Source organism: Pseudomonas sp. AP42 (assembly GCF_001728935.1).
GTDB lineage: Bacteria > Pseudomonadota > Gammaproteobacteria > Pseudomonadales > Pseudomonadaceae > Aquipseudomonas > Aquipseudomonas lactis.
On the sequence record NZ_LYSO01000091.1, the window covers coordinates 1 to 25,117 of the forward strand.

General features: G+C 60.0%; 25 protein-coding genes. 11 read left to right on the forward strand and 14 right to left on the reverse strand.

Features of this window, described 5'->3' with window-relative positions; genetic code table 11:
- Positions 1-109 precede the first annotated feature (109 nt).
- Positions 110-877, reverse strand: a complete 768-nt coding sequence (locus A7K61_RS23485; RefSeq protein ID WP_069558465.1) for a class III extradiol ring-cleavage dioxygenase — start codon at positions 875-877, stop codon at positions 110-112.
- 103 nt (positions 878-980) lie between these two features.
- Between A7K61_RS23485 and A7K61_RS23490 the strand changes: the two genes are divergently transcribed.
- Positions 981-1,637 (forward strand): thiopurine S-methyltransferase, encoded by a 657-nt coding sequence (locus tag A7K61_RS23490; protein ID WP_069558466.1) that lies wholly within the window; start codon positions 981-983, stop codon positions 1,635-1,637.
- A 184-nt stretch (positions 1,638-1,821) separates the two neighbouring features.
- On the opposite strand, the gene htpX is transcribed toward A7K61_RS23490, so the two are convergent.
- On the reverse strand, positions 1,822-2,709 hold the full coding sequence (gene htpX, locus A7K61_RS23495) for a protease HtpX (protein ID WP_003189904.1): 888 nt from the start codon (positions 2,707-2,709) through the stop codon (positions 1,822-1,824).
- A 304-nt stretch (positions 2,710-3,013) separates the two neighbouring features.
- Complete coding sequence (locus A7K61_RS23500; RefSeq protein ID WP_044273990.1) at positions 3,014-4,225, reverse strand: pyridoxal phosphate-dependent aminotransferase; 1,212 nt, start codon at positions 4,223-4,225, stop codon at positions 3,014-3,016.
- A 202-nt stretch (positions 4,226-4,427) separates the two neighbouring features.
- Between A7K61_RS23500 and msrB the strand changes: the two genes are divergently transcribed.
- Entirely contained in the window at positions 4,428-4,820 is a 393-nt protein-coding gene (msrB, locus tag A7K61_RS23505; protein WP_003189907.1) for a peptide-methionine (R)-S-oxide reductase MsrB, read from the forward strand.
- A gap of 152 nt (positions 4,821-4,972) precedes the next feature.
- Positions 4,973-5,458 (forward strand): glutathione peroxidase, encoded by a 486-nt coding sequence (locus A7K61_RS23510; RefSeq protein ID WP_014717681.1) that lies wholly within the window; start codon positions 4,973-4,975, stop codon positions 5,456-5,458.
- A 21-nt stretch (positions 5,459-5,479) separates the two neighbouring features.
- On the opposite strand, the gene A7K61_RS23515 is transcribed toward A7K61_RS23510, so the two are convergent.
- Positions 5,480-7,789, reverse strand: a complete 2,310-nt coding sequence (locus A7K61_RS23515; RefSeq protein ID WP_069558467.1) for a response regulator — start codon at positions 7,787-7,789, stop codon at positions 5,480-5,482.
- A gap of 164 nt (positions 7,790-7,953) precedes the next feature.
- Here A7K61_RS23515 and A7K61_RS23520 point away from each other — a divergent pair, with 164 nt between their 5' ends.
- Positions 7,954-8,844, forward strand: a complete 891-nt coding sequence (locus A7K61_RS23520; RefSeq protein ID WP_044273993.1) for an ATP-binding protein — start codon at positions 7,954-7,956, stop codon at positions 8,842-8,844.
- A complete protein-coding gene (locus tag A7K61_RS23525) occupies positions 8,841-9,323 on the forward strand; it encodes a GAF domain-containing protein (protein ID WP_032892706.1) in 483 nt (160 codons plus the stop codon). Before A7K61_RS23520 ends, A7K61_RS23525 begins: the two co-directional genes overlap by 4 nt.
- 67 nt (positions 9,324-9,390) lie before the next feature.
- On the opposite strand, the gene A7K61_RS23530 is transcribed toward A7K61_RS23525, so the two are convergent.
- The 7 genes from A7K61_RS23530 to A7K61_RS23560 form a co-directional block, all read right to left on the reverse strand.
- On the reverse strand, positions 9,391-13,026 hold the full coding sequence (locus tag A7K61_RS23530; protein WP_069558468.1) for a transporter substrate-binding domain-containing protein: 3,636 nt from the start codon (positions 13,024-13,026) through the stop codon (positions 9,391-9,393).
- An 8-nt stretch (positions 13,027-13,034) separates the two neighbouring features.
- Positions 13,035-13,661, reverse strand: a complete 627-nt coding sequence (locus A7K61_RS23535) for a response regulator transcription factor (protein WP_003189917.1) — start codon at positions 13,659-13,661, stop codon at positions 13,035-13,037.
- 249 nt (positions 13,662-13,910) lie between these two features.
- The gene (locus A7K61_RS23540; RefSeq protein WP_069558469.1) at positions 13,911-14,312 is read right to left on the reverse strand and encodes a response regulator; all 402 of its coding nucleotides are present in this window, start codon (positions 14,310-14,312) and stop codon (positions 13,911-13,913) included.
- A gap of 167 nt (positions 14,313-14,479) precedes the next feature.
- On the reverse strand, positions 14,480-15,811 hold the full coding sequence (locus tag A7K61_RS23545) for a deoxyguanosinetriphosphate triphosphohydrolase (RefSeq protein WP_032892699.1): 1,332 nt from the start codon (positions 15,809-15,811) through the stop codon (positions 14,480-14,482).
- Positions 15,812-15,976: 165 nt separating this feature from the next.
- Entirely contained in the window at positions 15,977-16,318 is a 342-nt protein-coding gene (locus A7K61_RS23550) for a hypothetical protein (RefSeq protein WP_032892697.1), read from the reverse strand.
- Complete coding sequence (locus A7K61_RS23555) at positions 16,315-16,719, reverse strand: phage holin family protein (protein ID WP_032892696.1); 405 nt, start codon at positions 16,717-16,719, stop codon at positions 16,315-16,317. Before A7K61_RS23555 ends, A7K61_RS23550 begins: the two co-directional genes overlap by 4 nt.
- 2 nt (positions 16,720-16,721) lie before the next feature.
- Positions 16,722-17,036 (reverse strand): YqjD family protein, encoded by a 315-nt coding sequence (locus A7K61_RS23560; RefSeq protein WP_003189926.1) that lies wholly within the window; start codon positions 17,034-17,036, stop codon positions 16,722-16,724.
- Positions 17,037-17,381: 345 nt separating this feature from the next.
- Here A7K61_RS23560 and A7K61_RS23565 point away from each other — a divergent pair, with 345 nt between their 5' ends.
- Positions 17,382-18,590 (forward strand): ammonium transporter, encoded by a 1,209-nt coding sequence (locus tag A7K61_RS23565; protein ID WP_047710406.1) that lies wholly within the window; start codon positions 17,382-17,384, stop codon positions 18,588-18,590.
- Here the strand turns inward: A7K61_RS23565 and A7K61_RS23570 are convergent.
- The gene (locus tag A7K61_RS23570; protein ID WP_047710407.1) at positions 18,577-20,307 is read right to left on the reverse strand and encodes a monovalent cation:proton antiporter-2 (CPA2) family protein; all 1,731 of its coding nucleotides are present in this window, start codon (positions 20,305-20,307) and stop codon (positions 18,577-18,579) included. The two genes, A7K61_RS23565 and A7K61_RS23570, sit on opposite strands and share 14 nt — an antisense overlap.
- Before the next feature lie 246 nt (positions 20,308-20,553).
- On the opposite strand from A7K61_RS23570, the gene A7K61_RS23575 reads away from it, so the two are divergent.
- From A7K61_RS23575 to A7K61_RS23585, 3 genes are all read left to right on the forward strand, one after another.
- Complete coding sequence (locus A7K61_RS23575) at positions 20,554-20,790, forward strand: glutaredoxin family protein (RefSeq protein ID WP_003189931.1); 237 nt, start codon at positions 20,554-20,556, stop codon at positions 20,788-20,790.
- A gap of 74 nt (positions 20,791-20,864) precedes the next feature.
- Complete coding sequence (locus A7K61_RS23580) at positions 20,865-21,200, forward strand: hypothetical protein (protein WP_003189932.1); 336 nt, start codon at positions 20,865-20,867, stop codon at positions 21,198-21,200.
- Positions 21,201-21,269: 69 nt separating this feature from the next.
- Positions 21,270-22,160, forward strand: a complete 891-nt coding sequence (locus A7K61_RS23585; RefSeq protein WP_069558470.1) for a pseudouridine synthase — start codon at positions 21,270-21,272, stop codon at positions 22,158-22,160.
- Between the two features lie 55 nt (positions 22,161-22,215).
- Here A7K61_RS23585 and A7K61_RS23590 read toward each other — a convergent pair whose 3' ends face one another.
- A complete protein-coding gene (locus A7K61_RS23590; protein ID WP_003189935.1) occupies positions 22,216-22,437 on the reverse strand; it encodes a YgdI/YgdR family lipoprotein in 222 nt (73 codons plus the stop codon).
- Positions 22,438-22,516: 79 nt separating this feature from the next.
- Entirely contained in the window at positions 22,517-23,119 is a 603-nt protein-coding gene (gene mobA, locus A7K61_RS23595) for a molybdenum cofactor guanylyltransferase MobA (RefSeq protein WP_069558472.1), read from the reverse strand.
- A gap of 76 nt (positions 23,120-23,195) precedes the next feature.
- Between mobA and moaB the strand changes: the two genes are divergently transcribed.
- Both moaB and glp read left to right on the forward strand, forming a co-directional pair.
- Positions 23,196-23,735 carry a molybdenum cofactor biosynthesis protein B gene (moaB, locus tag A7K61_RS23600; RefSeq protein ID WP_032892684.1) on the forward strand — a complete coding sequence of 180 codons (540 nt, stop codon included), beginning with the start codon at positions 23,196-23,198 and terminating at the stop codon, positions 23,733-23,735.
- Entirely contained in the window at positions 23,719-24,945 is a 1,227-nt protein-coding gene (gene glp, locus A7K61_RS23605; protein WP_069558471.1) for a gephyrin-like molybdotransferase Glp, read from the forward strand. Before moaB ends, glp begins: the two co-directional genes overlap by 17 nt.
- The last annotated feature ends 172 nt before the right edge of the window (positions 24,946-25,117 follow it).

Genomic DNA, 25,117 nt, shown 5'->3' on the forward strand with positions numbered 1-25,117 from the left:
AAAGCCAGATCAAGATCAAAAGCAGATCAAGATCAAGAGCGACTCGCTTCGCATCGTGGTTACCTTCGGCTGCTATTGCAGCAAGCCAGCTTCTAAAGGTATGACGGCGTCAGCCAAAACGATAGATATCCATGCCCAGGGCGCCCAGTGTGAAGCCTTGGTGCGCGACGCTGAAATCTGCGCCCGCACCCCGCGCAAAATACAGTGGCAGCAAGTGCTCATCGCTAGGATGGCTGCGAACGGCATGGGGGGCTTGGCGGCGATAGTCATGCAAGGCGGCGTCGTCATTGGTCGCCAGTTTGTCGACCACCCAGTCGCGAAACTCCCGCGCCCACGGGGTGATCGTTTCCGGGCCTGGGCGCCAATCCAGTTCGCCCAGGTTATGGGTGATGCTACCGGAGCCGATCAACAGCACACCCTGTTCACGCAGGCTGGCGAGTGCATGCCCGACACGGGTCTGCAGGGCCGGTCCCATGCGACTGGGCAAGGAGACTTGCACCACCGGAATATCTGCTGCCGGGTACATCAGCGACAGCGGGACCCAGGTGCCGTGGTCGAAAGGCCGACGTTCATCAATGCTGGCAGCCAGACCGTCGGCGTGCAGCAGTTCGACGATCTCACTGGCCAGTTGTGGGTCACCCGGCGCGGGGTATTGCACCGCAAACAGCTCGCGCGGGAAACCGCCGAAGTCGTGCCAGGTTTCGGGTGCAGCACTGCCGCTGACCAGCAATTCCGGGCTTTCCCAATGCGCCGACACCACCACAATGGCTTTGGGCCGTGGCAGTTCGGCGGCCAGGCGCTGCAGCGCAGGGCCGCTGGCGCCGGGTTGCAAGGCCAGCATGGGCGAGCCGTGGGAGATAAACAGGCTGGGGAGCATGAGCAGGGTCCTGAGGGTTAAGATGGAGCCATCTTCAATCAGATCATCGATCTAAATCTAATATAAGTTTTAGCGCCTTTTGATCGAATTTTCGGAGTGATTCATGCAGCCTGAATTTTGGCAGGACCGCTGGGCGAGCAATCAGATTGGTTTCCACCAGCGCGAGGTCAATCCCTATTTGCAACGGCACTGGCCCGTGCTGGGGCTGCCCGAGGGGGCAAAGGTGCTGGTGCCGTTGTGTGGCAAAAGCCTGGACTTGGTATGGCTCGAGAGCCAGGGGTACCCGGTAATGGGCGTGGAGCTATCGGAGCAGGCGGTGGAGGCGTTCTTCAGCGAGCAGGGGCTTGTGCCGCACGTCACTCAGAAGGGCGCCTTCAAGGTTTACCAGGCGGGCCAGATCGAACTGTGGTGTGGCGATTTCTTCAGTCTGGATGCTGAGGCAGTGGCCGGTTGCAGCGCCGTTTATGACCGCGCGGCATTAATTGCCTTACCGCCGCTGATGCGTGCGCAATACGCCGAGCACCTGAATGCCTTGCTGTCCTCAGGCTGCCAGGGGTTGCTGATTACCGTCGATTACGACCAAGCGCAGAAGGCCGGCCCACCTTTTGCTGTTACGGACGAGGAAGTGCAGCTGCTGCTGGGGTCATATTGGGCGTTGGAGCGGCTGGAGGAGCGGGACATCCTGAGCGAGAGCGGAAAGTTCCTGCAGGACGGTGTTACTCGCCTTGAAGAACGTGCTTATCGGCTGACCAGGCGCTGATAAGGGCTTTTGCTTTTGTAGGAGCGAGCTTGCTCGCGAAAAACTCCCAGGCGCCGCGTTCATTCAGAAAGCCCGCGTATCGTTGAAGTTTTTCGCGAGCAAGCTCGCTCCTACAGGGAGCGGTGAAAATCAGCAGGCATAAAAAAGGGGCGATCAGATCGCCCCTTGTCGAGTCATCCGGCTATCAGCCGCGGCGACGCAGTGCGTCAATCCGCTCTTCCAGCGGCGGGTGGCTCATGAACAAGCGAGCCAGGCCCTGCTTGATGCCGCCGTTGATGCCGAAGGCGGTCAGGCTGTCGGGCATATGCACTGGCAGGCCCTGTTCGGAGCGCAAGCGTTGCAGCGCGCCGATCATGGCGCTGGTGCCCGCCAGGCGTGCGCCGGCTTCGTCGGCGCGGAACTCGCGTTTGCGCGAGAACCACATCACGATGGCGCTGGCCAGGAAGCCCAGGACCAACTCGGCGAAAATGGTCGCCACGAAGTAGGCAATGCCACGGCCTTCTTCGTTCTTGAAGATGACCTTGTCGACGAAGTTGCCGATGATCCGCGCAAAGAACATCACGAAGGTGTTCACCACGCCTTGTACCAGGGCCAGGGTGACCATGTCGCCGTTGGCTACGTGGCCGATCTCGTGGGCCAGCACCGCCTTGACTTCATCGGGCGAAAACCGCTCCAGCAGGCCCTGGCTCACAGCCACCAGTGCGTCGTTCTTGTTCCAGCCGGTCGCAAAGGCGTTGGCCTCATAGGCTGGAAAAATCCCCACTTCGGGCATTTTGATGCCAGCTTCCTGAGACAACTGCTCCACGGTTTGCATCAGCCATTGTTCATGGCGAGTGCGGGGTTGAGTGATGATCTGGGTGCTGGTGCTCATCTTCGCCATCCACTTGGAGATGAACAGCGAGAACAGCGAGCCGGCAAAACCAAAGACCGCACAGAAAATCAGCAGCTGATTGAGGTTCAGATCAACCCCATTGGCCGCCATGAACCCGTTGAAGCCAAAAAGGCTCAGGGTGACGCTGGCAATCAGTACGACCGCCAGGTTAGTGGCCAAGAACAGCAGGATGCGCATCATGGTTGTAGAATTCTCCTCATGCTTAATATGTCGCTCACTGCGGGGTATATAAGGTGCGGCATGGGGTGATTCAACCGGGGGACTATTTCAAACTGTGTCCTACACCTCGGGCGTAGGGCTTTGAAGGGATTTTCCCACCTGTATTGTCAGCCTTGATCGACCCGATGCTGCCCCGTCGCCCCGTGATTATAGGGGGTACGTCATCGGCAGAGGCCAAATGAAGTACAACCGCAAGTAAGTGACATAGAAGTGTTGCTAGATAATCGCTGTACGACCCTTTGTGAGTCGTACAGCGTCAATGGCCTTACTGGCGATAGGACTTCAGGAAGTTACCGATGCGACCAATGGCCATTTCCAGGTCATCCACGCGTGGCAAGGTCACTACGCGAAAGTGATCCGGCCACGGCCAGTTGAAGGCGGTGCCTTGCACCACCAGCAGTTTTTCTGACAGCAGCAGGTCGAGCACGAACTTCTCATCGTTGAGGATCGGGCAGACTTTCGGGTCGATCCGCGGAAACGCGTAGAGCGCGCCCATGGGCTTCACACAGCTCACGCCGGGGATTGCGTTGAGCAATTCCCAGGTGCGGTTACGCTGCTCCAGCAAGCGGCCTTGGGGCAGGATCAGGTCATTGATGCTCTGGTAACCGCCGAGGGCGGTCTGGATCGCGTGCTGGCTCGGTACATTGGCGCACAGGCGCATGTTGGCCAGCATGTCGATGCCTTCGATGTAGCTTTGCGCGTTGTGCTTGGGCCCGGAGATGGCGATCCAGCCGGAGCGGAAACCCGCCACGCGGTAGGACTTGGACAGGCCATTGAAGGTCAGGCACAGCAGGTCTGGCGCCAGGGAGGCGGTGCAGATATGCACGGCGTCATCGTAGAGGATCTTGTCGTAGATCTCGTCGGAGAACACCACCAGGTTGTGCTGGCGTGCCAGTTCCAGCATGCCCAGCAGTACTTCCCTGGAGTACACCGCGCCTGTAGGGTTGTTCGGGTTGATGATCACCAGGGCCTTGGTGTTGGGGGTGATCTTGGCCTTGATGTCGGCCAGGTCCGGGAACCAGTCGGCGCCTTCATCACACAGGTAATGCACCGGATGGCCGCCCGCCAGGGTCACGGCGGCGGTCCACAGTGGGTAATCCGGGGCTGGCACCAGCACTTCATCGCCATTGTTGAGCAATGCCTGCATGGACATCACGATCAACTCGGACACGCCGTTGCCCAGGTAGATGTCCTCGATGCCGACGCCTTCGACCTGCTTTTGCTGGTAGTACTGCATCACCGCCTTGCGCGCGCTGAACAGGCCCTTGGAGTCGCTGTAACCCTGGGCGGTCGGCAGGTTGCGGATCACATCCTGGAGGATTTCGTCCGGCGCCTCGAAACCAAACGGCGCCGGGTTGCCAATGTTCAGCTTGAGGATGCGATGGCCTTCCTCTTCCAGGCGTTTGGCGTGCTTGAGCACTGGGCCGCGAATGTCGTAGCAGACGTTGGCGAGCTTGTTCGATTTGCTGACCTGCATGGCGATGTGATCCTGAAAATGAACGATCCCGACGGCGTAGGCACTACCGTAGGGTGAAGCCTGCACGGCCCGCACCCATAAATACGTTTGAATGCCGGTGGCGCGGGTGCCAGACTGGCGTTTTGAAGAGGCGCAATCATACGTGCCGCCTGATCCATGGAAAAGACACAGATCAGGGTTTTTCAGTTGCCGAGGTGTACCGATGGATAAGTTGCAGAAAACTGTAGACGAATGGAAGGCGATGCTCGATCCGGAGCAGTACAACGTGTGCCGTCTCAAAGGTACCGAGCGACCGTTCAGCGGCAAGTACAACGCCACCAAGACCGACGGCGTCTACCACTGCATCTGCTGCAACGAGCCGCTGTTCGATTCCAAGGCCAAGTTTGATTCCGGCTGCGGCTGGCCCAGCTTCTATGAGCCGATTGCCGATAGCGCAATGGTCGAGATCCGCGACGTCAGTCACGGCATGATTCGCACCGAAGTCACTTGCGCCAAGTGTGACGCACACCTGGGGCATGTGTTCCCGGACGGTCCACCGCCGACGGGGCTGCGCTACTGCATCAACTCGGTATGCCTGGATCTGGTGCCGCGCTAGGCTTGCATAGCCCCCGTAGGAGCGAGCTTGCTCGCGAAAAACGCCAACGATAACGCGGGGCGCCTGAATGAGCGCGGCGTCTGGGAGTTTTTCGCGAGCAAGCTCGCTCCTACACGAATAAGGTTCTTCTTTCGCTGACTTGAGGTATTGCCATGAGCGACTCCCTGCTTAGCATCCCTTGCACCACCATCAAGGGTGAACAAAAGACCTTGGCCGATTTTGCCGGCAAGGCCATTCTGGTGGTCAACACCGCCAGCAAATGCGGCTTCACCCCTCAGTACAAGGGCCTTGAGCAACTTTGGCAGCAATACAAGGACCAGGGCCTGGTAGTGCTCGGCTTTCCCTGCAACCAGTTCGGCAAGCAGGAGCCGGGCAACGAAGGCGCGATATCCGAGTTTTGCGAGCTGAATTTCGGCGTCAGTTTTCCGCTGTTCAAGAAGATCGACGTCAATGGCAGCGACGCTCACCCCCTGTTCGTGCAGTTGAAAAAGCAGGCTCCGGGGCTACTGGGTTCCAAGAACATCAAGTGGAACTTCACCAAGTTCCTCATCGGCCGTGATGGCCAGCAGGTCAAGCGCTTTGCGCCAACCACCAAGCCCCAGGACTTGACCCAGGAGATCGAAGCCCTGCTCAAATGACCTACGCGGTGCGGGTACCCGTCAGAGGCTGGTGGTCTTCGGTACCCACAGTTCCAGCAGCGCGTTGAGTTCTTCCCGGCGAAACGGCTTGGCCAGGTAATCGTTCATTCCCGCGGCCCGGCAACGCTCGCGTTCTTCGGCCATCGCGTTGGCGGTCAAGGCCACGATGGGCAAGTCCGGCCAACGCCCGCTGCGGCGAATCTGTCGGCTGGCCTCATAGCCATCCATCACGGGCATGTTGCAGTCCATCAACACCATATCGAAGCGCTGGTCCTCCAGCAGCTTGAGGGCTTCGCCGCCATGGGCTGCGACGATCACCTCGCACCCGAGCTTGCTGAGCATGCCCTTGGCCACCAGTTGGTTGACCGCGTTGTCCTCCACCAACAGGATGCGCGCGCGGTGCGCAAGCGGTGCGGTTTCTATCTGGACCGGGTCGAGCACCAGTTGCGCGTCGCTGCGCAGGTTGCGTTGCAGGATCTGGTACAGCGCGTTACGGCTCAACGGGCGGGCTTGTTGCTGCAGCGGCGCCAGGGCCGCGACTTCTTCGCTGGGCAAAAAGTTGCCGTAGGCGGTGACCAGCAGAATCGGCGCGCTGATGCCCGGGCGCAAGCGGAACAAGCATTCAGGGCAGTCAGTGATCAACAGGTCGGGCGCCAGCCCGCTCAGATCATCGTCCTGGGAATAGCACCGCGGCGTCAGCCCCCAAGAGGGCAATAGCGTGGTGAGCAGCTCCGTCAGCCCGCCGCCGGCGTTGGTGATGGCGATCACCTCGCCCGTGAGCGGTGCATAGCGTGTGGCAGGCAAATGCGCCGGCAGTGGAAGGTCGGCGCAGAACTGGCTGCCAAAGCCCACCTCCGAACTGATACTCAAGCGGCCTTGCATGGCTTCGCACAGGTTATGGGTCAGTGCCAGGCCTAAACCCGTGCCGCCAAACTGACGGGTGATGCCAGCGCCGGCCTGGGTGAACGGCTGGAAAATTTTCACCTGGGCTTCCTGAGCGATGCCAATACCGGTGTCGCACACTTCGATGCTGACCCGGCCTTCCAAGGCGCGTAGGCGCACATCGACGCGGCCGAAGCGGGTGAACTTCAAGGCATTGGAGAGCAAGTTGCTGACGATTTGCCGCACACGGGTCGGGTCACCGATCACCTGGGCGGGAAATTGCGGGTCGATCAGGCAGGTCAGCTCCACACTCGGCGCGGCGTTTTGCGACAGCAGGTTGGCGGTGTCCTCCACCAGGGAGCCCAGGTCGAAGGGGATATGCTCCAGTTCCAATTGGCCGGCGTCGAATTTGGACAGGTCGAGAATATCGTTGAGCAACTCCACCAGCACTTTGCCTGAGTCATGGGCAATGGACAGTTGCTGGCGCTGTTCGGCGGTCAGCGGGCTGTCCAGTGACAGGGCAATCATGCCCAGCAGCCCGTTGAGTGGCGTGCGGATTTCATGGCTCATATTGGCCAGGAATGCCGCCCGCGCCTGGGCCATGCCCAGCGCCGTCATTTTCGCCGCCTCCAGCTCATCGTTGGACTGGCTCAAGCGTTGGTTACTGGCCTTGAGTTCAAGGGTGCGCGCCGAAACGATATTTTCCAGTTGCCCCAGGTACTCCGTGAGGCGGTCTTCGGCGTGGCGCCGTTGCTGGATCTCGGTTTCCATGTTTTCGAATTGCTGGTTGGCGACGCTGACCAGCACGCCGATTTCATCGTGTTCATGCCCCGGTGGGCAATCCAGGCGCGCCTGTTTGCGTGTGCTCAGCTCGCGGATAATGCGCACCAGCGGTTGGGTGAGCATCACGTAGAACAGGCCGAGTAAAATCCCGGTGAGCAACAGGCTGCGGGCGAAGCCGTTGAGCAGGGTGATCTCTGCGCGATGCAGGAAACGGCTGCCAAAGGCATAGGTGTCGACGTCCAGGCGCAGCACACCCAGGGAGTCGTTGGGCATATGGCTGAGAAACAGCCGGTCTTCGAACTGGCGATTGGCACCAAACAGAAAATCGCTGACGGGCCGATAGTTGCTTTCTTTGCGCGGGCGGTTGACGTCGGCCAGCACCACGCCATTGTTGTCGATCAACTGCGCGCGGATGATGGCAGGGGAGTGCAGCAGGCCCAGGGTCAGTTCCTGGGCGAGTTCGGCATCGATGTTGTAGGCGATGCGTGACGCCGGGTTGTGGCTGATTTCAATCAGTGAGCGTATTTCACGGTTGATGGATGCGTCTTCACTGGCATAATCAATGCCGATTTGGATCAGGCTGAGCAGGGTTCCCAAGACGAAACCGACCAGCACAGTCAATCTGGCTTGTTTATAAGACAAGCGGTGGGCGAACTTGATATCCATCGAGTGTTGAACCACTTAGCGTTTCCCTTCGCCCGGCAAGCATAGCTGAACATCCACAAGCTTTGGCTCGCCCGGCATGAATCGTTTTTTTGATGCAGCCCATGCAGTGTGCCGCAGGGTTGCCAATACGCCATCTTTTGCAAGAAGTTGCCAGAGGAATAGCTGTGGATTCTCGATTGAATGCCTTTCTTGAGCGCGCCGATGCGGTGCTGGCTCGCCTGGAACCGTTGTTACCCGCCCCGCGCCAAGCGATCGACTGGAGCCAATGCCTGGCCGCCCGTTGGCAGCGCGAAGGCCGCACTGGCTTCCTGTTGCCGCTGGAGGTCAGCCTGGACATGCGCCTGTCGGACCTGATCGGTGTCGATAAACAACGCGAGCAACTGGCGCGCAACACCCAACAGTTTCTCGACGGTTTGCCCGCCAACCATGCGCTGTTATGGGGTTCGCGTGGCACTGGCAAGTCTTCCATGGTTCGTGCCTTGCTTGCCCAGCACGCCAAGGCGGGCTTGCGCTTGATCGAGATCGAGCGTGACCACCTGGCGGATCTGCCGCGGGTGGTCGAGCAACTGCTCAAGCTACCCCAACGCTTTATTCTGTTTTGCGATGACCTATCGTTTGAGGCCGGCGAAGGCGACTATCGCGTGCTCAAGAGCGTGCTCGATGGCTCCCTGGAACAGGCGCCGGAAAACGTGCTGCTGTATGCCACGTCCAACCGTCGCCACCTGGTGCCGGAAAACCAGAGCGACAATGACAACTGGAAGCGCGTGGATGGCGAATTGCACCCGAGCGAGGCGGTTGAAGACAAGATTGCCTTGTCGGATCGTTTTGGCCTGTGGCTGTCGTTCTACCCGTTTAGCCAGGAGCATTTCCTGGATGTGGTGGAGCACTGGATCGGCGAGTTGGCCAGCAAGGCCGGCTTGCAGTGGCAGCGCGATGAGCAGCTTGATGTCCTCGCGGTGCGTTGGGCCACTGGGCGGGGCAACCGCAATGGCCGGTGTGCCTATCAATTCGCCCGTTACTGGGTGGGTCTTAAATTGTTGGAACGTCAACCATGATCGATTTACAACAGGCCGGCAGCGGCCTTGATGGCTATGCCATGCTGTGTGCGCAACTGGAGTCGCTGTTGGCTGATGAGCGCGATTTTATTGCCAACAGTGCGCAGTTTTCCGCGTTCCTGTTCAACCAGTTGGATGACTTGAACTGGGCGGGTTTTTACCTCAATCGCAATGAAGAGTTGGTACTGGGGCCCTTCCAGGGGCAGATCGCCTGTGTGCGCATTCCATTTGGTCGTGGCGTGTGTGGTGCGGCTGCGGCAACGCGGCAAACCCAGCGCGTGGAGGATGTGCACGCGTTCCCAGGCCATATCGCCTGTGACAGCGCTTCGAACAGTGAATTGGTAGTGCCCTTGGTCAAGGACGGTCACCTGATTGGCGTTCTTGACCTCGACAGCCCATTGCTGGCCCGTTTCACCCCTCAGGACCAGGTGGGCATTGAGCGGCTGGCGGAGATTTTCCTGCGGTTGACCGACTGCTGAGGCGGCTGGTGAGGCAGGTTGGGGTAGGGGCGCGTTTGCTCACTCCTGCCCCTACCGGCCCTGACGCTTATTGGCTTTGCAGCTCATCCAGTTGAACCTGCAGCATCTTTTCCAGTGCCTGCATGAGTTGTTCCAGGGCCTTGATACCGCTTTCGATCACGGCCCACTCCTCATTGCGCGAACAGCTTTGCTCCAAGGCTTCGCATTGCCCCGCCAATGAATGGGCTTGCACGATACGGGCTGCGCCCTTGATCTTGTGGGCTTGCTCAATGATTTCCGAGAGTGGCGCGTGTCGATCCAGCAGTTCGCTAAGGATCTGGCGGTCTTGATGGCTGCTGCTCAGTAGTTCCTCCAGCAGGCGTCGACTCAAATGGGGGTCACCGCCGGTCAACGCTTCCAGGCATTGGAGGTCCAGTCGTTGGTGCACGGCTTTAGGGACAATGTGTGCCAGTTGGCGCTCCAGTACGGTGAGGCTGATGGGCTTGAACAGACAGTCATCCATGCCGGCCTGCACGCATCGTTGCCTTTCTTCTGGCTGGGCATTGGCGGTAAAGCCCAGCACCACGCAGGGCACCAATTGTTCGCGCTGCTCATACTCACGGATTGAGCGACTCAGTTCATAGCCATTCATGATGGGCATGTTGCAGTCGGTAATCACCAGGTCGAAAGGCTCTTTACGCCAGGCCTGGAACCCCGCCGCACCGTGCTCGGCAGCGGTGAATTTATGCCCCAGGTAGCCCAGTTGCTGGCACATCAGCAGGCGGTTCGCCGGGTGGTCATCTACCACCAGTACGTTAAGCACCAGTGCGGTGGCCGGCGTTTGCGGCGTGTGTTCACCCTCCGCCTGGATCGCTTGCAGGCGAGGCATGCTCAGGTTGACGTGCACCTGGGTGCCCACCATGGGCACGCTGCTCAGGCTCAATTGGCCGCCCATCATCGCGCACAGGCTGCGGCAGATCACCAGACCCAGGCCCGCGCCGCTGCGGGCCAGTTGCCCGGAGTTGTCCGCTTGGGCAAAGGGTTCGAACAGGCGCAGTTGGTCCTCCCGGCTGATGCCGATGCCGGTGTCTTCCACTACTAGTTTCAGCTCGATCTGCTCCGGTGCCTGGGTTGGCTGCAGCTCAACCTTGATCTTGACCTGCCCCTGTTCGGTGAACTTGATCGCGTTGCTCACAAGGTTCGATAGCACCTGCTTGAAGCGCAGCGGGTCTATCAGCACCTCGATATCGTTCAGGTCGGGTTTGAACTCCAGCAGCAGGCTGAGGGTTTTCTGGCGTGCCAGCCCATCGAAGACGCGCACCACTGATTCAATCACCTCCCGCAGGTTGACGCGCTCCGGCGCCAGGCTGAGGCGGCCGGACTCGATACGCGCGATGTCGAGGATGTCACCGATCAGCTCCAGCAGGTCTCTGGCCGAGTTGTACGCCACCTCGATCGCCGGACGGTCAAGATGCCCTTGGTCGGCGCGCTTGAGCGTCAGTTCGAGCATGCCGATGACGGCGTTCATCGGGGTGCGAATCTCGTGGCTCATGGTGGCCAGGAACGTGCTCTTGGCGCGGTTGGCCTCGTCGGCACGCTCCTTGGCGGCGCGTAGTTCATCGAATAGCTGGCGTCGGTCACTGATATCGATCCAGCCACCGATGATGCCTTGGACTTCGCCCGTAGAGTCGCGGTAGGGCAGGATCCAATGGTAGATGGTCAGTTTCCTGTCGTGGATATGCAGGCTGCGATCGAGGATCAGCGGGTTACCCTCGGCCACCACGCGCAGATAGTCAGCATGATACTGGGCGGCTTCCGAGGCCAGGGCCATGGTCATCTGGGTCACGCTTTTGCCGATCACCTCTTCGCGCTTGACATCGAACACCTGCAGGTAGCTGTCGTTACAGGTCTGCAACAGCCCATTGCGGTCGCGCACGTAGATCGGATGGGGCGTCTCATTGACCAGTGCGCGCATGAACTCGAACTGATCGTTGAGGGCGCGTTCGGCCATTTTTCGATGCTTGATCTGGCGACGCATGTAGGCGTTCCAGGCCAGGGAGATCAATAGCAGCAGCCCGGTGCCGATGATGATACGCGCGATCAGTTGATGGTAATTACGCCAGTAGCTGTCGGATGCGGCGGTGTAGCCACGCCAGCGGCTGTTGATCACACCCATTTCATCCGGGGCAATGCTGAGCAGGGCCTTGTCGAGGATCGAGCTCAACTCCGTGGCTTGACGCGAGGTGGCCAGGGTGAAGGTCGCAGGGGTCGTGCCGATGCTGGCGCTGATTTGCAACTTATCCTGGAAGACCTGGGAAGACAGGAAGTAGTTGGCGATCACCAGGGTGTTCACTGCGCCATCCACTTGTCCCTGTGCGAGCAGCTCCGATGCTCTGAACGTATCACTGGTTTCCACCAGTTGAACCTGCGGGAAGTCTTTGCTCAAGGTCGCGGCCAGTGGGCTGCCTCGGGTGATTGCCAGACGCTTTCCTGCCATCTGCTCCATGTTCGAGGGGGCACCTTGCTCTCTGCGTGTCAACAATACATAGGAGTTTTCCAGGTAGGGGCGACTGAAATTAAGCTGCGAATCTCGTTCGTTGCTGGGCACGATGGCGCCGATCATATCGATTTTCTGGGCCGCGACCTGTTCTATCATCGCGCCGACCTCGCGGCCGCGCTGCACCGAAAAGCGCAGGCCGGTGCGCAGACGAATCAACTCCAGCAAGTCAGCGGTGATGCCGCGAAAGTTGCCGTCCGCATCGAAGAACGTCAGGGGCGCGAAGGTTTCGTTGACGATCACCGTGACCACCGGATGCTCTTTGAGCCAGCGTTCTTCGCGCTGGGTCAGTTGCAGTTTCTGGTCGGTCAGCAGAATGTCGCTGCCGGCGCTCCAGCGCTTGGCAATGCTGTCCCTTTCGTTGATGGGCACTGAGGCCAGGGCTGAATCGACAATGCTGAGGAGCATCCGGTTATCCTGGCGCGTGGCAAAACTGAAACCATACGCTTCATGCTTGCCGAAGTTGGCCATGCGAATGTTTTTGAGATAGCCCTTGTTGATCATGTAATGGGTGGAAATGGTGTCACCGAGAAACACATCCGCCTGGTCGAAGGCCACTGCATTCAAGGCATTTTGATAAGACGGGTAGGCACGGATGATCGCCTTGGGGTACAGCTTTTCCACCTCATTGAGCGGCAGGTAGTGATAGACAAGGCTCAGGCGCAGCCCGTCGAGGCCTTCGCTGAGGCTGCGGGTTTCTCCCTCGCGCGTGACCAGCACCGGCTGGTCCACGGCATAGGGTTCGGAGAGGATAAGGTTCGGCGTTGCCGCTTCAAACCCGTTGGAGGAGCCCAGCAGGTCAATTTCCCCGGCTTCCAGGGCACGAATGGCCGCCGCCCGGGACGGGTAGCGCATCACAGTGATGGGCAGGGAGAGTGCCTTGGCCAGCAAGCCGGCGTAATCGGCGGTAAGGCCTTCATAATCATGGCCGCTGGAAGTGAGGTCAAAGGGCGGGTAGTCTGGGGTGGATGTACCCAGCGTTAGTTCACGTTTGTTCTGCAGCCACTGGCGTTGGGCCTTGTCAAAATGAGTGTCCAGTTGAACAGCTCCCGCGCGACTCAAGAGGGTGAAGCGTTCCGGGCTGGTTTGGTGCTCAGCGAGCACGGTCGTGCTGAAGTACAAACCGGCACTTAATATTATTAGATAGTCCTTTATACGCCTGGGCATCCGCTTTCTCACACTAGCGCGTTTCGTTTTGCCATCTCGATGAGGTCAACCAAGGATTTGGCTTGGAGTTTTTGCATGAGTCTCTTTTTATAAGTACTGACGGTCTTGTTACTTAAAAACATGCCTTTGGCGATTTCCTTGTTAGTGCGGCCCTGTGCAAACAGTTGCAGGACCATCAGTTCCCGGTCGTTGACGGTCTTGAACAGTTCCAGCTCTTGAGCATCCATGCCTTCGGTTCCGGGGCCATTCAAAGCCTGGCTGGGGAAGTAGTTGTAGCCGGACAGCACCGCGCGAATGGCACTCAGCAACTCGCTCAGGTCACCCTCCTTGCACACGTAGCCTTCGGCCCCCGAGCGCATGCAGCGCGTGGCAAACAGCGTGGGGCATTGGGCCGTGAGGACAAGGGTTTTCATCGAGGTGTTCATGGCATTGAACCGGCAGAGCACCTCAAGGCCATCAAGTTTCGGGATGCTGATGTCGAGAATCACCAGGTCTGGAAGGCATTCACGGACCATCTGTATGGCATCGCACCCGTTATCTGTTTCGCCGACGACTTTGTAACCTTCGTGCTCCAGCAACATTCGAATGGCAAGCCGGATAACGGGGTGGTCATCGATAATAAAAACTGTGTTCATAGTCACTTTCCATGCAGGTGCAGATAAAGCGGGCACATTAGCTCAGAAGGTGAGTGCACAGTATGAAGCTCGCACGGAGTAGATGCAGAACAGGAAAGTTCCTACATTTAAAAAGGTATAGACCTACAAGTTGTTAGGTAATCGTGACAGGGCATGTGAGCGTTTTGAGGATGGGCCAGGCAAGAAGGGAGGCTTGGAGGTTTACGGCGGGCCCCGAATCATTTTTCGTTGTAGGGGATGTTTAAAATCCTACAGGAGTGGGTTAAAAGTTGAGCGGATCAATCGCTCAAGTTCATCTTTGTTCAAAGGCTTTGATAAGTAGCCAAGGAGGGGGAGACTTCGTTGTGCGGCTTGTATCGTCAGGTTAACCAATTCCGAGGTGGGTAAACCGCTTAACAAGATAGCGCTGGTGATGAAGCGCCGGCGGCTGGCGATTTCCACCAGTTCAAGCCCGGGCAGGTCGGGCAGACATTGGTCGCATAACATCAGGTCGAAAGGGTGTTCGGACTGACTCATCACGCGTATGGCTTGCTCGGCGTTTTCCACCGGGGTCAGTTTTTCGAAGCCGAAGCTTCTGAGCAGGCACTGGGTGGCCATGAGTTGAAAGGGGTGATCCTCCACCAAAAGAATACGAAGAGAATAGCTGGGCATAAAGAGCACACAGTAAGGCAAGCGTCGATGGGGGCAGTAGGAATTACTCGGCGGGTCCGTTGGGGCGCGCGTGATTATTCTTCGTGCGCCTGTACGAATTCGATCAGGCTGCTCTGTTCCCATCGTAGGGCAATTCGCTTCAGGGAACAGGCAGTTGGATGGAGTCGTTATTGAGGGCTGGAGCGCCCGGTCATTTCCCGTGCCATTTCGGTGGCGTAGCTGTCGGTCATACCGGCGATGAAGTCGATCATGCGCAGGAAAGAGGCGTGCAGCGGCCAGGCGGGGTCCGGCGCGCTATTGCCCAGCAAATCGAGAATGCGCCGGTTCTTGAACGACGGCGTGCGCCCGCCATGTTGTTCCAGGGCCGCGCCGCAAAAGGCATTCAGCAGGATTTCCAGGGTGGTATAGGCCCCGATCTCATGCAACGTCTTGCGCTTGTCCTGGAAGATCTTCTTGCGTGCCATGTCCTTGGCATCCAGCACGCAGCGCTTTGCCGGGCCGTGCATGTGTTCCACCAAGTCACCGGGCAGCGTGCCGGCCAACAGGGCGTCCTGCTGTTCGACAAACGCCTGCGCCGCCGCATTGGTCAGGTGCTCGATGGCTTTGCCGCGCAGGATCGCCAGCTTGCGGCGACGTGAGTCCATTGGGCCCAGTTGGCGATAGGTTTGCGGCAGGTCATCACCGACCAGGTTCAGCAGCAGCGACTCGACTTCGGCGTACTGCAGAAGCTCCATTTCCAGGCCGTCTTCCAGGTCGATCAGCGCATAGCAGATATCGTCGGCGGCCTCCATCAGGTAGACGAGCGGGTGACGTGCCCAGCGTTGCTCCTCCAACTGGGGCAGGCCAAGCTTGTGGGCGATCTGCTCAAGAATCGGCAGTTCGCTCTGGTAACAGCCGAACTTGTGTTTCTTGTAGCCCAGCGAGTCGGCGTGGCGGGCGGTCCAGGGGTATTTGAGGTAAGTGCCCAAGGTGGCGTAGGTCAGCCGCGTGCCGCCGTCGAACTGATGGTATTCAAGTTGGGTGAGTACCCGAAAGCCCTGCGCATTGCCTTCGAAGTTCAGGAAGTCATTGCGTTCGGCGCTGCTCATGTCATCCAGCCAGCCGCGCCCGGCGGCCTGTTGGAACCAGTGGCGAATGGCGTCTTCGCCCGAGTGCCCGAACGGCGGGTTGCCGATGTCATGGGCCAGGCAGGCCGATTGCACCACCATGCCCAGGTCGCTCGGGTCGCACCAGTCGGGCAGGGCGCTGCGCAAGGTTTCGCCCACGCGCATGCCGAGTGAACGCCCCACGCAGCTGACTTCCAGGGAGTGGGTCAAGCGTGTGTGGATATGGTCGTTGCTCGAAACCGGATGCACTTGGGTCTTGCGCCCCAGGCGCCGGAACGCGCCGGAGAAAATAATGCGGTCGTGATCTTTGTGGAAGGGGCTGCGGCCCAGTTCTTCGGGGCTGTGCAGGGGTTTTCCAAGACGTTCGCGGGTCAGCAGGGTGGGCCAATCCAAGGCGCAGGTTCTCCGTAAGATGAATGACAGTTCCAGCTTCCCGCTTCCGCTTTTGTGGTGCAAGCGAATCCAGCGGTAAGCCGAGTCGATATCAATTAACAGCCAGCGCAAAAAACCGCAATGACCAGCACGTGTCTGGTCATTGCGGTCATCGGCTCACGCGTATCAGCTTTTGCGCGAAGAGCTTTGCATGGCCAACTTGATCAGCGGGATCAACCCGGCACCCAGCCGCACCAGGCGCGTGATGCTGCTGATGCTGCCGCCCTTGGCGCCTTTGCCGGTAAAGAAGCCCATCAGGGTGACCGCCGCCACGCCCCACAACGGCGCGTGCTTGATGCCCAGGCTGTCCTGCCAGTTGTGGCGCATGTTGCGCATTTTGTGCAGGGGCGCCATGAGTTGTTGGGACTCATGCCGGATTTCCTGGCGGTGCATTTCCATGCGCAGACGGATCAATGCTTTGCGCATTTCCCGGCGTGACGTGTTTTGCGGGATCTCAGTCATGCTCATGGCAGCAGGCGCTCCCGGTCATTGGCCAGTTCTTCGAGCGTGGCGTGGAAGGGCGTGGATTCATCGAACACCGCCGCCTTCAAACGCACACCGCAGAACGCAGCGGCCAGGCTATAGAACACGCACAGGCAGATGATGCCGGTCAGGCGATAGCCCGTATCCCACACCAGGATCATCACCAGCGTCGACAACCCCACCAGCAACAGCAGGGCAAACACCAACGCCAGGCCGGCAAACAGCAACAGGCTGACGGTGCGGGCCTTTTGCTCTTGTAATTCAATGCCGAACAACTCGACGTGACTGTGCAGCAAGCCCAGCACAGCTGCGCCCAGGCGTCGGGAGGTCGAACCGCTTGCTGAGGAATGTGCGCTCGAAGATGAGCTGGATTCGCCGATAGACATGGTTAGCGCCTTGTAGCCAGCAGACCGATCAAAAAGCCTACGCCGGCAGCAATGCCGACCGACTGCCATGGGTTGGCTTGCACGTAGTCTTCGGTGGCAGTGATCGCCGCCTGGCCGCGCTCGCGCAACGAGTCTTCAGTCAATTGCAGGGTCTCGCGGGCCTTGAGCAGGCTCTCGTGGATCTTGGTGCGCAGCTCGTCAGCCTGGTCACCGGCCAGCACGGCGGTGTCGTCCAGCAACTTTTCGGTATCGCTGACCAGGGTTTGAAAATCCTCCATCAGTATCTCTTGAGCAGTCTTTGCTGTTTTACCGGCCATGGTTGTCTCCGTGGGTAGCTGATCTGTACGTGTGGTTTCGAGTCGCGGCGTTGGCTGAAGGTTCAGTGCAATTGTGTGGTACAGCTTTTGCTTTGCCTTGGTGCGCAGGCCCTGGGGCCTGCGCTGAATCCGGGCGGTCGAGGTGAAAACCTTGAAAAACCTTACCCTAAATCACTTAACTTCGCGGAAAAACCCTGTCGGCAACGGCCTGTTGTGTTGATCGCTGCGCTAAAGCGGTTCACGCCCTCTGAAGAAGGGTGAAGCCGGCGGTGCCAATTTAGTGCGCGAAACCCTGGCTTGAACCGCTTTGGTGCTTTTTGCCTTGATGCAGGCCTGCCAACCTCCATGGAAAACTTGCAAAGCGCAGTGGACACCCTTGTCCACAGTTCCAACACCCTGTTCATCCTGATTGGCGCGGTCATGGTGCTGGCCATGCACGCCGGCTTTGCCTTCCTTGAAGTCGGCACGGTACGCCAGAAGAACCAGGTCAACGCCTTGTCGAAAATCCTCAGTGATTTTGCGATTTCAACGCTGGCCTATTTCTTTATAGGCTATTGGATCTCCTACGGTGTGAGCTTCCTGCAACCGGCCGCCGTGATCAGCGCCGATCATGGTTACGGCCTGGTGAAATTTTTCTTCCTGCTGACGTTTGCCGCGGCGATTCCGGCGATCATTTCCGGCGGGATTGCCGAGCGTGCGAAGTTTGCGCCGCAGCTGTGTGCCACCGCGCTGATCGTGGCGTTTATTTACCCGTTCTTCGAAGGCCTGGTGTGGAACGGCAACTTTGGCTTGCAAGCCTGGCTGCTCGCAACCTTTGGCGCCAGCTTTCACGACTTTGCCGGTTCCGTGGTGGTGCACGCCATGGGCGGCTGGCTGGCGCTGGCGGCGGTGTTGCTGCTGGGCCCGCGCAATGGGCGTTACCGTGAAGGACGCCTGGTGGCGTTTGCGCCGTCGAGCATTCCTTTCCTGGCGCTGGGCTCGTGGATTCTGATCGTGGGCTGGTTCGGCTTCAACGTGATGAGCGCGCAAACCCTCAATGGCGTCAGTGGCCTGGTGGCCGTCAATTCGTTGATGGCCATGGTCGGTGGCACCGTGGCTGCTTTGGTGATTGGTCGTAACGATCCGGGTTTCCTGCACAACGGTCCCTTGGCCGGGCTGGTGGCGATCTGCGCCGGTTCCGACCTGATGCACCCGGTGGGCGCGCTGGTCACGGGTGTGGTCGCTGGCGGTTTGTTCGTGTGGTGCTTTATCGCGGCCCAGTCGCGCTGGAAGATCGATGACGTGCTGGGTGTGTGGCCGTTGCATGGCTTGTGTGGTGTGTGGGGCGGCATTGCCTGCGGCATCTTCGGCCAGACCGCCCTGGGTGGGCTGGGCGGTGTGAGCCTGATCAGCCAGTTGATCGGCACCGGGCTGGGCGTGGTGGTAGCGTTTGGCGGCGGCTTGCTGGTGTACGGCGTGATCAAGCGCGTGCAAGGGCTGCGCTTGACCCAGGAGCAGGAGTATTACGGCGCGGACCTGTCGATCCACAAGATCGGCGCGGTCAGTCAGGATTGATCGGCGCTTCTTCATCTGTATGTGGCGGCGGGTAAAAACCGTGTAGCAGGCGGTAGCGGTTGTGCCGTACCTCATCCACCCGCGCCTGCACCTGTTGGTCCGGCAGGCCCAGCAGGATCAGGGCGTGGGCGGCGAGCATCAGGCTCGACTCCAGCAACTCGGGCACCACTTCGCTGGCGCCCGCGGCCTTGAGTTCAGCCAACTGGCTGTCATCGCGGGTGCGCACCAGGATCGGCACGTCGGGGTTGATCTGCCGCGCCTCCTTGAGCACCACCAGGGCGACATCGCTGTTGTCCACCGCGATCACCACTAACCGCGCTCGCTCCAGGCCGACCGCGCTGAGCAAGGCGCCACGGCGGCAGTCGCCGTAATGCACGCTGCTGTCCTCGGTGGCGGCTTCCTGGACCCGTTCGGGGTCATCATCCAGGGCGATAAACGCCTGTTGTTCGCGGCGCATAAAGCGCCCAATGGACTGGCCTACGCGGCCATAGCCGCAAATCACTACGTGCCCGTGCAGTTGGGCATTGAGCGCGGTGATCTGCTCCAGTTGCACTTGCTGGTTGGGCTTGCGGTGCAGGCGCAGGGCAACGGCCGGTGCCGCACGCAACAGCAGCGGTGTCAGCAGCATCGAGCAGAAGGTGGCGGCCAGTAGCAGGCCGTTGAACTCATCGGGAATCAACCGGCTCTGCTGCATCTGCGCCATCAGCGCAAAACAGAACTCGCCGCCCTGGGCCAGTGCCAGACCGCTGCGCCAAGCCGTTTCGGTGTCGCTGTTACGCCATTTGACCAGCGCCGCGACCACCATGCCTTTGACCAGCATCAGCGTGAGCGTCAGGCCGAGGATCAACAGGCTGTGGCTGACGAACAACTGCAGATCGATGAGCATGCCGATGCTGACAAAAAACAGCCCCAGCAGGATGTCGCGAAACGGGCGGATATCCGCTTCGATCTGGTGCCGGTAATGACTCTCGCCCAGCAGCATGCCGGCCAGGAACGCACCGAGGGCAGGGGAGAGGCCCAGCAGGTGGGTGAGCCACGCGGTGAGCAAGACAATCACCAGCGCCAGCAGCACAAACAGCTCCGCCGAATGGGACGCGGCGACTTCACGGAACAAGCGCGGCAGCAACCAGCGGCTGGCGAGCAACAGGCCCACGAACAGCACCACGGTCTTGCCCAGAGTCAGCGGCAGCGCCCAGTACCAGGCTTGGTCACTGCTGCCGGCAAACACCGGCACCAACGTCAGCAGCAACACCGCCACGACGTCCTGAAACAGCAACACGCCTATCGCGTTCTGGCCATGACTGCTGAAGATCTCACCGAGGCTGGTCAACTCCTTGCTGACAATGGCCGTGGACGATAACGCCAGCCCTGCGCCCAGCAGCAACGCGATGCCGGGTGCGAGGCCAAAGCCCATCAGTAATACGCCCAGCAATGCCCCACACCCCAGCACTTGCAGGCTGCCCAGGCCAAATACCACGCTGCGCAGCGCCAACATTTTCGACAGGGAAAACTCCAGCCCCAGGGAAAACAGCAGGAACACCACGCCCATCTCAGCCAGGTCCGGCAGGTCTTCGTTGTCATTGACCCAGTCCAGCGCGGTGGGCCCCACTGCCAGGCCAACGCACAGGTAGCCCAGCACAGGCGGCAGTTGCAGCCGGCGAAACAACGCAATCACCACCAGGGATGAAGCCAGGATAATCAGCAGGTTGGCGAACACAGGCATCTCCGTTGCAGGGTGAGCGGCAAAAAAGCCGCGAGAATCGCTGAATCAGTTATAGGCCATGGTGATCTGGATCAGGCTTTTTACACCGTAGGAGCGAGCTTGCTCGCGAAAAACGTCAACGCTGACGCGGGGTTCCTGAAGGAACGCGGCGCACCGGAGTTTTTCGCGAGCAAGCTCGCTCCTACAAGGGGATTGTTGGGCTTAGAATGGAGGTTCGTTTTGTGACCTGAGTCCTTCATCATGCTTCCTGAATGCCAGCTGTTCGGCACCCTGGGTTGCCATCTGTGTGAGATCGCCGAAGCCGAAATCATGCCGCTCGTCGAACACGGGCTGTTGGTGGAGTTGGTGGATATCACCGATCCCCAGGACCTGACAGACGTCTACGGCCTGCGGATTCCGGTGCTTCGCCGCATGGACACCGGGGCGGAACTGGACTGGCCGTTCGACACCGATCAGGTGGTTGCCTTCCTGCGCTGAGATTTATGCGATGGCGGCTTTTCAAATATTCAGTTACTGTATATTCGTACAGCGATTGAATAGAGGGAACGCCCGTGGTGAATGTTGAACAACTTAAAAGCAGCGTCAATCGTATGTCCGCCGATGTGGTGCGCGACGCGGTGAACGAGCTGCGCCTCGATGGCCTGGTCACGGAAGGCAAGACACCGTTTAACAAAGTGCATTTCAACACCTGCTTTGCGGAAATCGAGGCGCTGTTCCAGCGCGCCGGTTATCACAAGCAGCTGGATGTGGTGGGTTATCAGGGCTTGCTCTACGCGCTGTATGACCCGGGCCGTTGGGAAGCGGTAGACGTGCTGCGCTGGCTCAAGGAATTCACCGAGGCGGCGAGCGCCTCGCCGGTGCTGCGGGCTCAACTGGCCAAGGCCTGAGATAGGCCCTAGGCAATCGCACGCCATGGGCGATAATGCCCGCCTGTTTTCCAGGCTTTGAGCGTCAGCATGTCCACTTCCGGTTTTTCTCCCTCCCAGCACCAAGCCAGCACCCTGTACTTGCCGCCGGGCTCCTGGGTGACGGTGCTCGACTGCCTGTGCGCACATTTCCCGGCCATTGGCCGTGAACAGTGGCAGGACCGCATTGCCCGAGGCCGGGTGCTGGATGTCAACGGCAGCCCGATCAGCCTGGGCCTGGGCTACAAGGAAGGCCTGTGCATCTATTACTTTCGCGAAGTGCCCAACGAGAAAGTGATTCCGGTGCAGGAAAGCATCCTGTACGCCGATGAGCACCTGGTGGTAGCGGACAAACCGCATTTCCTGCCAGTGACACCCGCTGGCGAGTACGTCGAGCACACTTTGTTGCGACGCTTGATCCGGCGCCTGGACAATCCGGCCCTGGTGCCTCTGCACCGTATCGACCGGCATACGGCGGGGTTGGTACTGTTCTCTGCCAACCCGAACAGTCGTTCGGCCTACCAGCAACTGTTTCCCACGCGGCGTATCGACAAATTCTACGAAGCCATCGCCCCGGCCTTGCCGCACCTTACTTTCCCGTTGGTGCACAAAAGCCGTTTGGTGGATGGCGAGCCTTTCTTTCGCATGCAGGAAGGGCCGGGCGCCAGCAACACCGAGACGGCGGTAGAGGTGCGCGAGAAAAATGGTGATCTATGGCGCTACGGCCTGTTCCCGGTGACCGGCAAGAAGCACCAGTTGCGCGTGCATATGACGGCGCTGGGAGCGAGCATCTGCAATGACCCGTTCTACCCCGAAGTGATCAAGGATGCCGAGGACGATTACGCCAAGCCACTCAAGCTGTTGGCCCAGGGCGTGCGCTTTGTCGACCCGGTGAGCGGCCAGGAGCGCAGCTTCCGCAGCCAGATCACCCTGGACTGGTAAACCCCAGGAACAACAAGGCCCGCGCGAGGCGGGCCTTGTGTGCAAGCGCTAAGGCTTACAGGTCTTTAACGGTGCGAACCTGATCTTTGTTGATACGGGTGTGCTTGCCGTCCAGTTGTTCGAATTCGTAGAAGCCCGAATCTTCATCGTACTTCGGGGTGTCGACGGCCTGGATTTCGCGACCGTCATTCAGGGTGATCACTGTTGGCGAAGCGCAACCGGCGAGGGTAGCGAGGCCCAGTGCAAGCATGAGAGCGGCGATGGTCCGTTGAGTCATGAGTTTGTCTCCGAGAGAATACTTTTAAATTGCTGACCTTGTGACGTACGGGACGCCGGCAAAGTTCCTTGTGCAGGCTTCATTCTGACATGCCAGCCCCGGGGTGCAACAGCTCGGGCGTATTAAGATTGGCCAGGCGCGGGTCATTGGCCGGGCATTGCAGGGCCACCGCGCCCAGTTGCAGCCAGAGCTTGCGCGGGCTGCGTTCACCCGCTTGCCACGCCTGTTCCACTTGGTTTTTCAGGCTCGTGGGGATGATGCACAGCAAGGGTTCCCAGTATTCACCCTGGCGCACCATTACCGGCACCTGCGGGTTGCGTCGTGAGGTCGCACGCAGGTCGGCCAGCAACCGCGCATCGATCTGCGGCACATCGCAAGGCAAGATCAGCAGATGCGCATGGCGTGCGGCGAAGAGTCCTGCGCGGATACCGGCCAGCGGGCCGGGGAAGTCCGGGCTGTCATCGCTCACCTGTTGGTCGGCATAGGGTGCGTAGCGTTCATGGTTGCGGTTGCACGAGATGATCAGGTCATCGGTGAGCGGCCGCGCCATCTGGTGCAGGTGGGCGATCAAGGGCTGGCCTTGCCATTCCAGCAGGCCTTTGTCCTGGCCGCCCATGCGTTGGCCGCGACCTCCGGCCAGCAACAGGATCGAACACGGCAGGGAGGAAAATTCAAAGCTCATGGTGGTTGCGCTGCGGCAGGTAAACAGGGGCCTGTGATATAACATCGGGCTGTTCCTTCGACAACCGGACCGTGCCATGAAAGCCAAGGCCGATGCGCCCTTCGTACCCCTCAATATTGCTGTATTGACCGTGAGCGACACCCGCACCCTGGAGACTGACACCTCCGGCCAAGTCTTCGTCGACCGCCTCACCGCCGCCGGCCACCACCTGGCCGAGCGCGTGCTGCTCAAGGACGACCTCTACAAGATCCGCGCCCAGGTGGCCCACTGGATCGCCGAAGACGTGGTTCAAGTGGTGCTGATTACCGGCGGCACCGGCTTCACCGGCCGCGACAGCACGCCTGAAGCAGTGAGCTGCCTGCTCGACAAGCAGGTCGATGGTTTTGGCGAGCTGTTCCGCCAGATATCCGTGGCCGATATCGGCACCTCCACCGTGCAATCGCGCGCCTTGGCGGGGTTGGCCAATGGCACCCTGGTGTGCTGCCTGCCAGGCTCCACCAATGCCGTGCGCACCGGTTGGGACGGCATCCTCGCCGAGCAGTTGGATAACCGTCACCGCCCGTGCAATTTCGTCCCGCATCTGAAGCAGGCCGAACCTTGTGAATCCCGTGGATAAGCCCGGCAAGACCGGCGCCCTGATGCCGGTGGAAGCAGCTTTGCAGCGTTTACTCGACATGGCTGCCGCCGCGCCGATCCGCGAGCAGCAAGTGCTGCCCCTGGCTGAGTGTGATGGCCGGGTATTGGCCCAGGACCTGATCTCCACACTCGACCTGCCGCCGTGGCCCAACAGTGCCATGGACGGCTATGCCGTGCGCCTGGCGGACTGGACGGGCGAACCCTTGGTGGTGAGCCAGCGTATTTTCGCCGGCGCTGCGCCTGAACCCTTGGCGGCCGGTACCTGTGCGCGCATCTTTACCGGCGCGCCGGTGCCCCAGGGTGCGGACTGCGTGCAGATGCAGGAAAACGCCGTGGTGCATGCCGACCAGCGCGTGAGTTTCACCGAGCCGTTGCAGAGGGGCGACAACATCCGTCCCCAGGGCCAGGAAACCACCGTCGGCGAGACCGTACTCAGTGCCGGCACCCGCCTGGGGCCCATCGAGCTGGGTTTGGCCGCGTCCCTTGGGCGTGATCGACTTGAGGTGGTGCGGCGCGTGCGCGTGGCCGTGTTGTCGACCGGCGATGAACTGATCGAGCCAGGGCTGCCGCTCGGCCCGGGGCAGATCTACAACAGCAACCGCCGCGTGCTGTGCAGTTGGCTGGTGCGCATGGGCTGTGAAGTGATTGATGCCGGGATTTTGCCGGATGATCTGGAACAGACGCGCACGCGCCTGGCGGGGCTGGGCAGCGTTGACCTGATCCTCTCGACCGGCGGTGTGTCGGTGGGCGAGGCGGACTTCCTCGGCATTGCCTTGCGCGAAGAGGGAGAGCTGGCGTTGTGGAAGCTGGCGATCAAGCCGGGCAAGCCGCTGACCTTCGGGCATTTTCGTGGTGTGCCGGTGATCGGTTTGCCGGGCAACCCGGCCTCGACCCTGGTGACCTTTGCGCTGTTGGCGCGCCCTTATCTGCTGCGCCGTCAAGGTGTGCTGGAGGTGCAGCCGCTGCGCTTCGAAGTGCCGGCAGGGTTTGTCTGGCCCAAGCCCGGCAACCGTCGCGAGTACCTGCGCGGGCGGATCGAACAGGGCAAGGCGATCATCTACCGCAACCAAAGCTCCGGGGTGCTGCGCAGTGCGGCATGGGCTGAGGGTTTTGTGGAGGTGATGGAAGGGACCACGTTGGCCATTGGCGACCGGGTCAATTTCATTCCCTTGAGCGAAGTCCTGAGCTGACCGCGCGCTAAAAAATGTGGGAGCTGGCTTGCCTGCGATGACGCCCTCACAGCCGACCAATATCTACCTGACACCCCAACGATCCAACTGTGGGAGCGGGCTTGCTCGCGAACGTGGTCTGGCAGGCGACACAGTTGGACCGGGTACATATCCGTTATTTAGGTAACGGCCA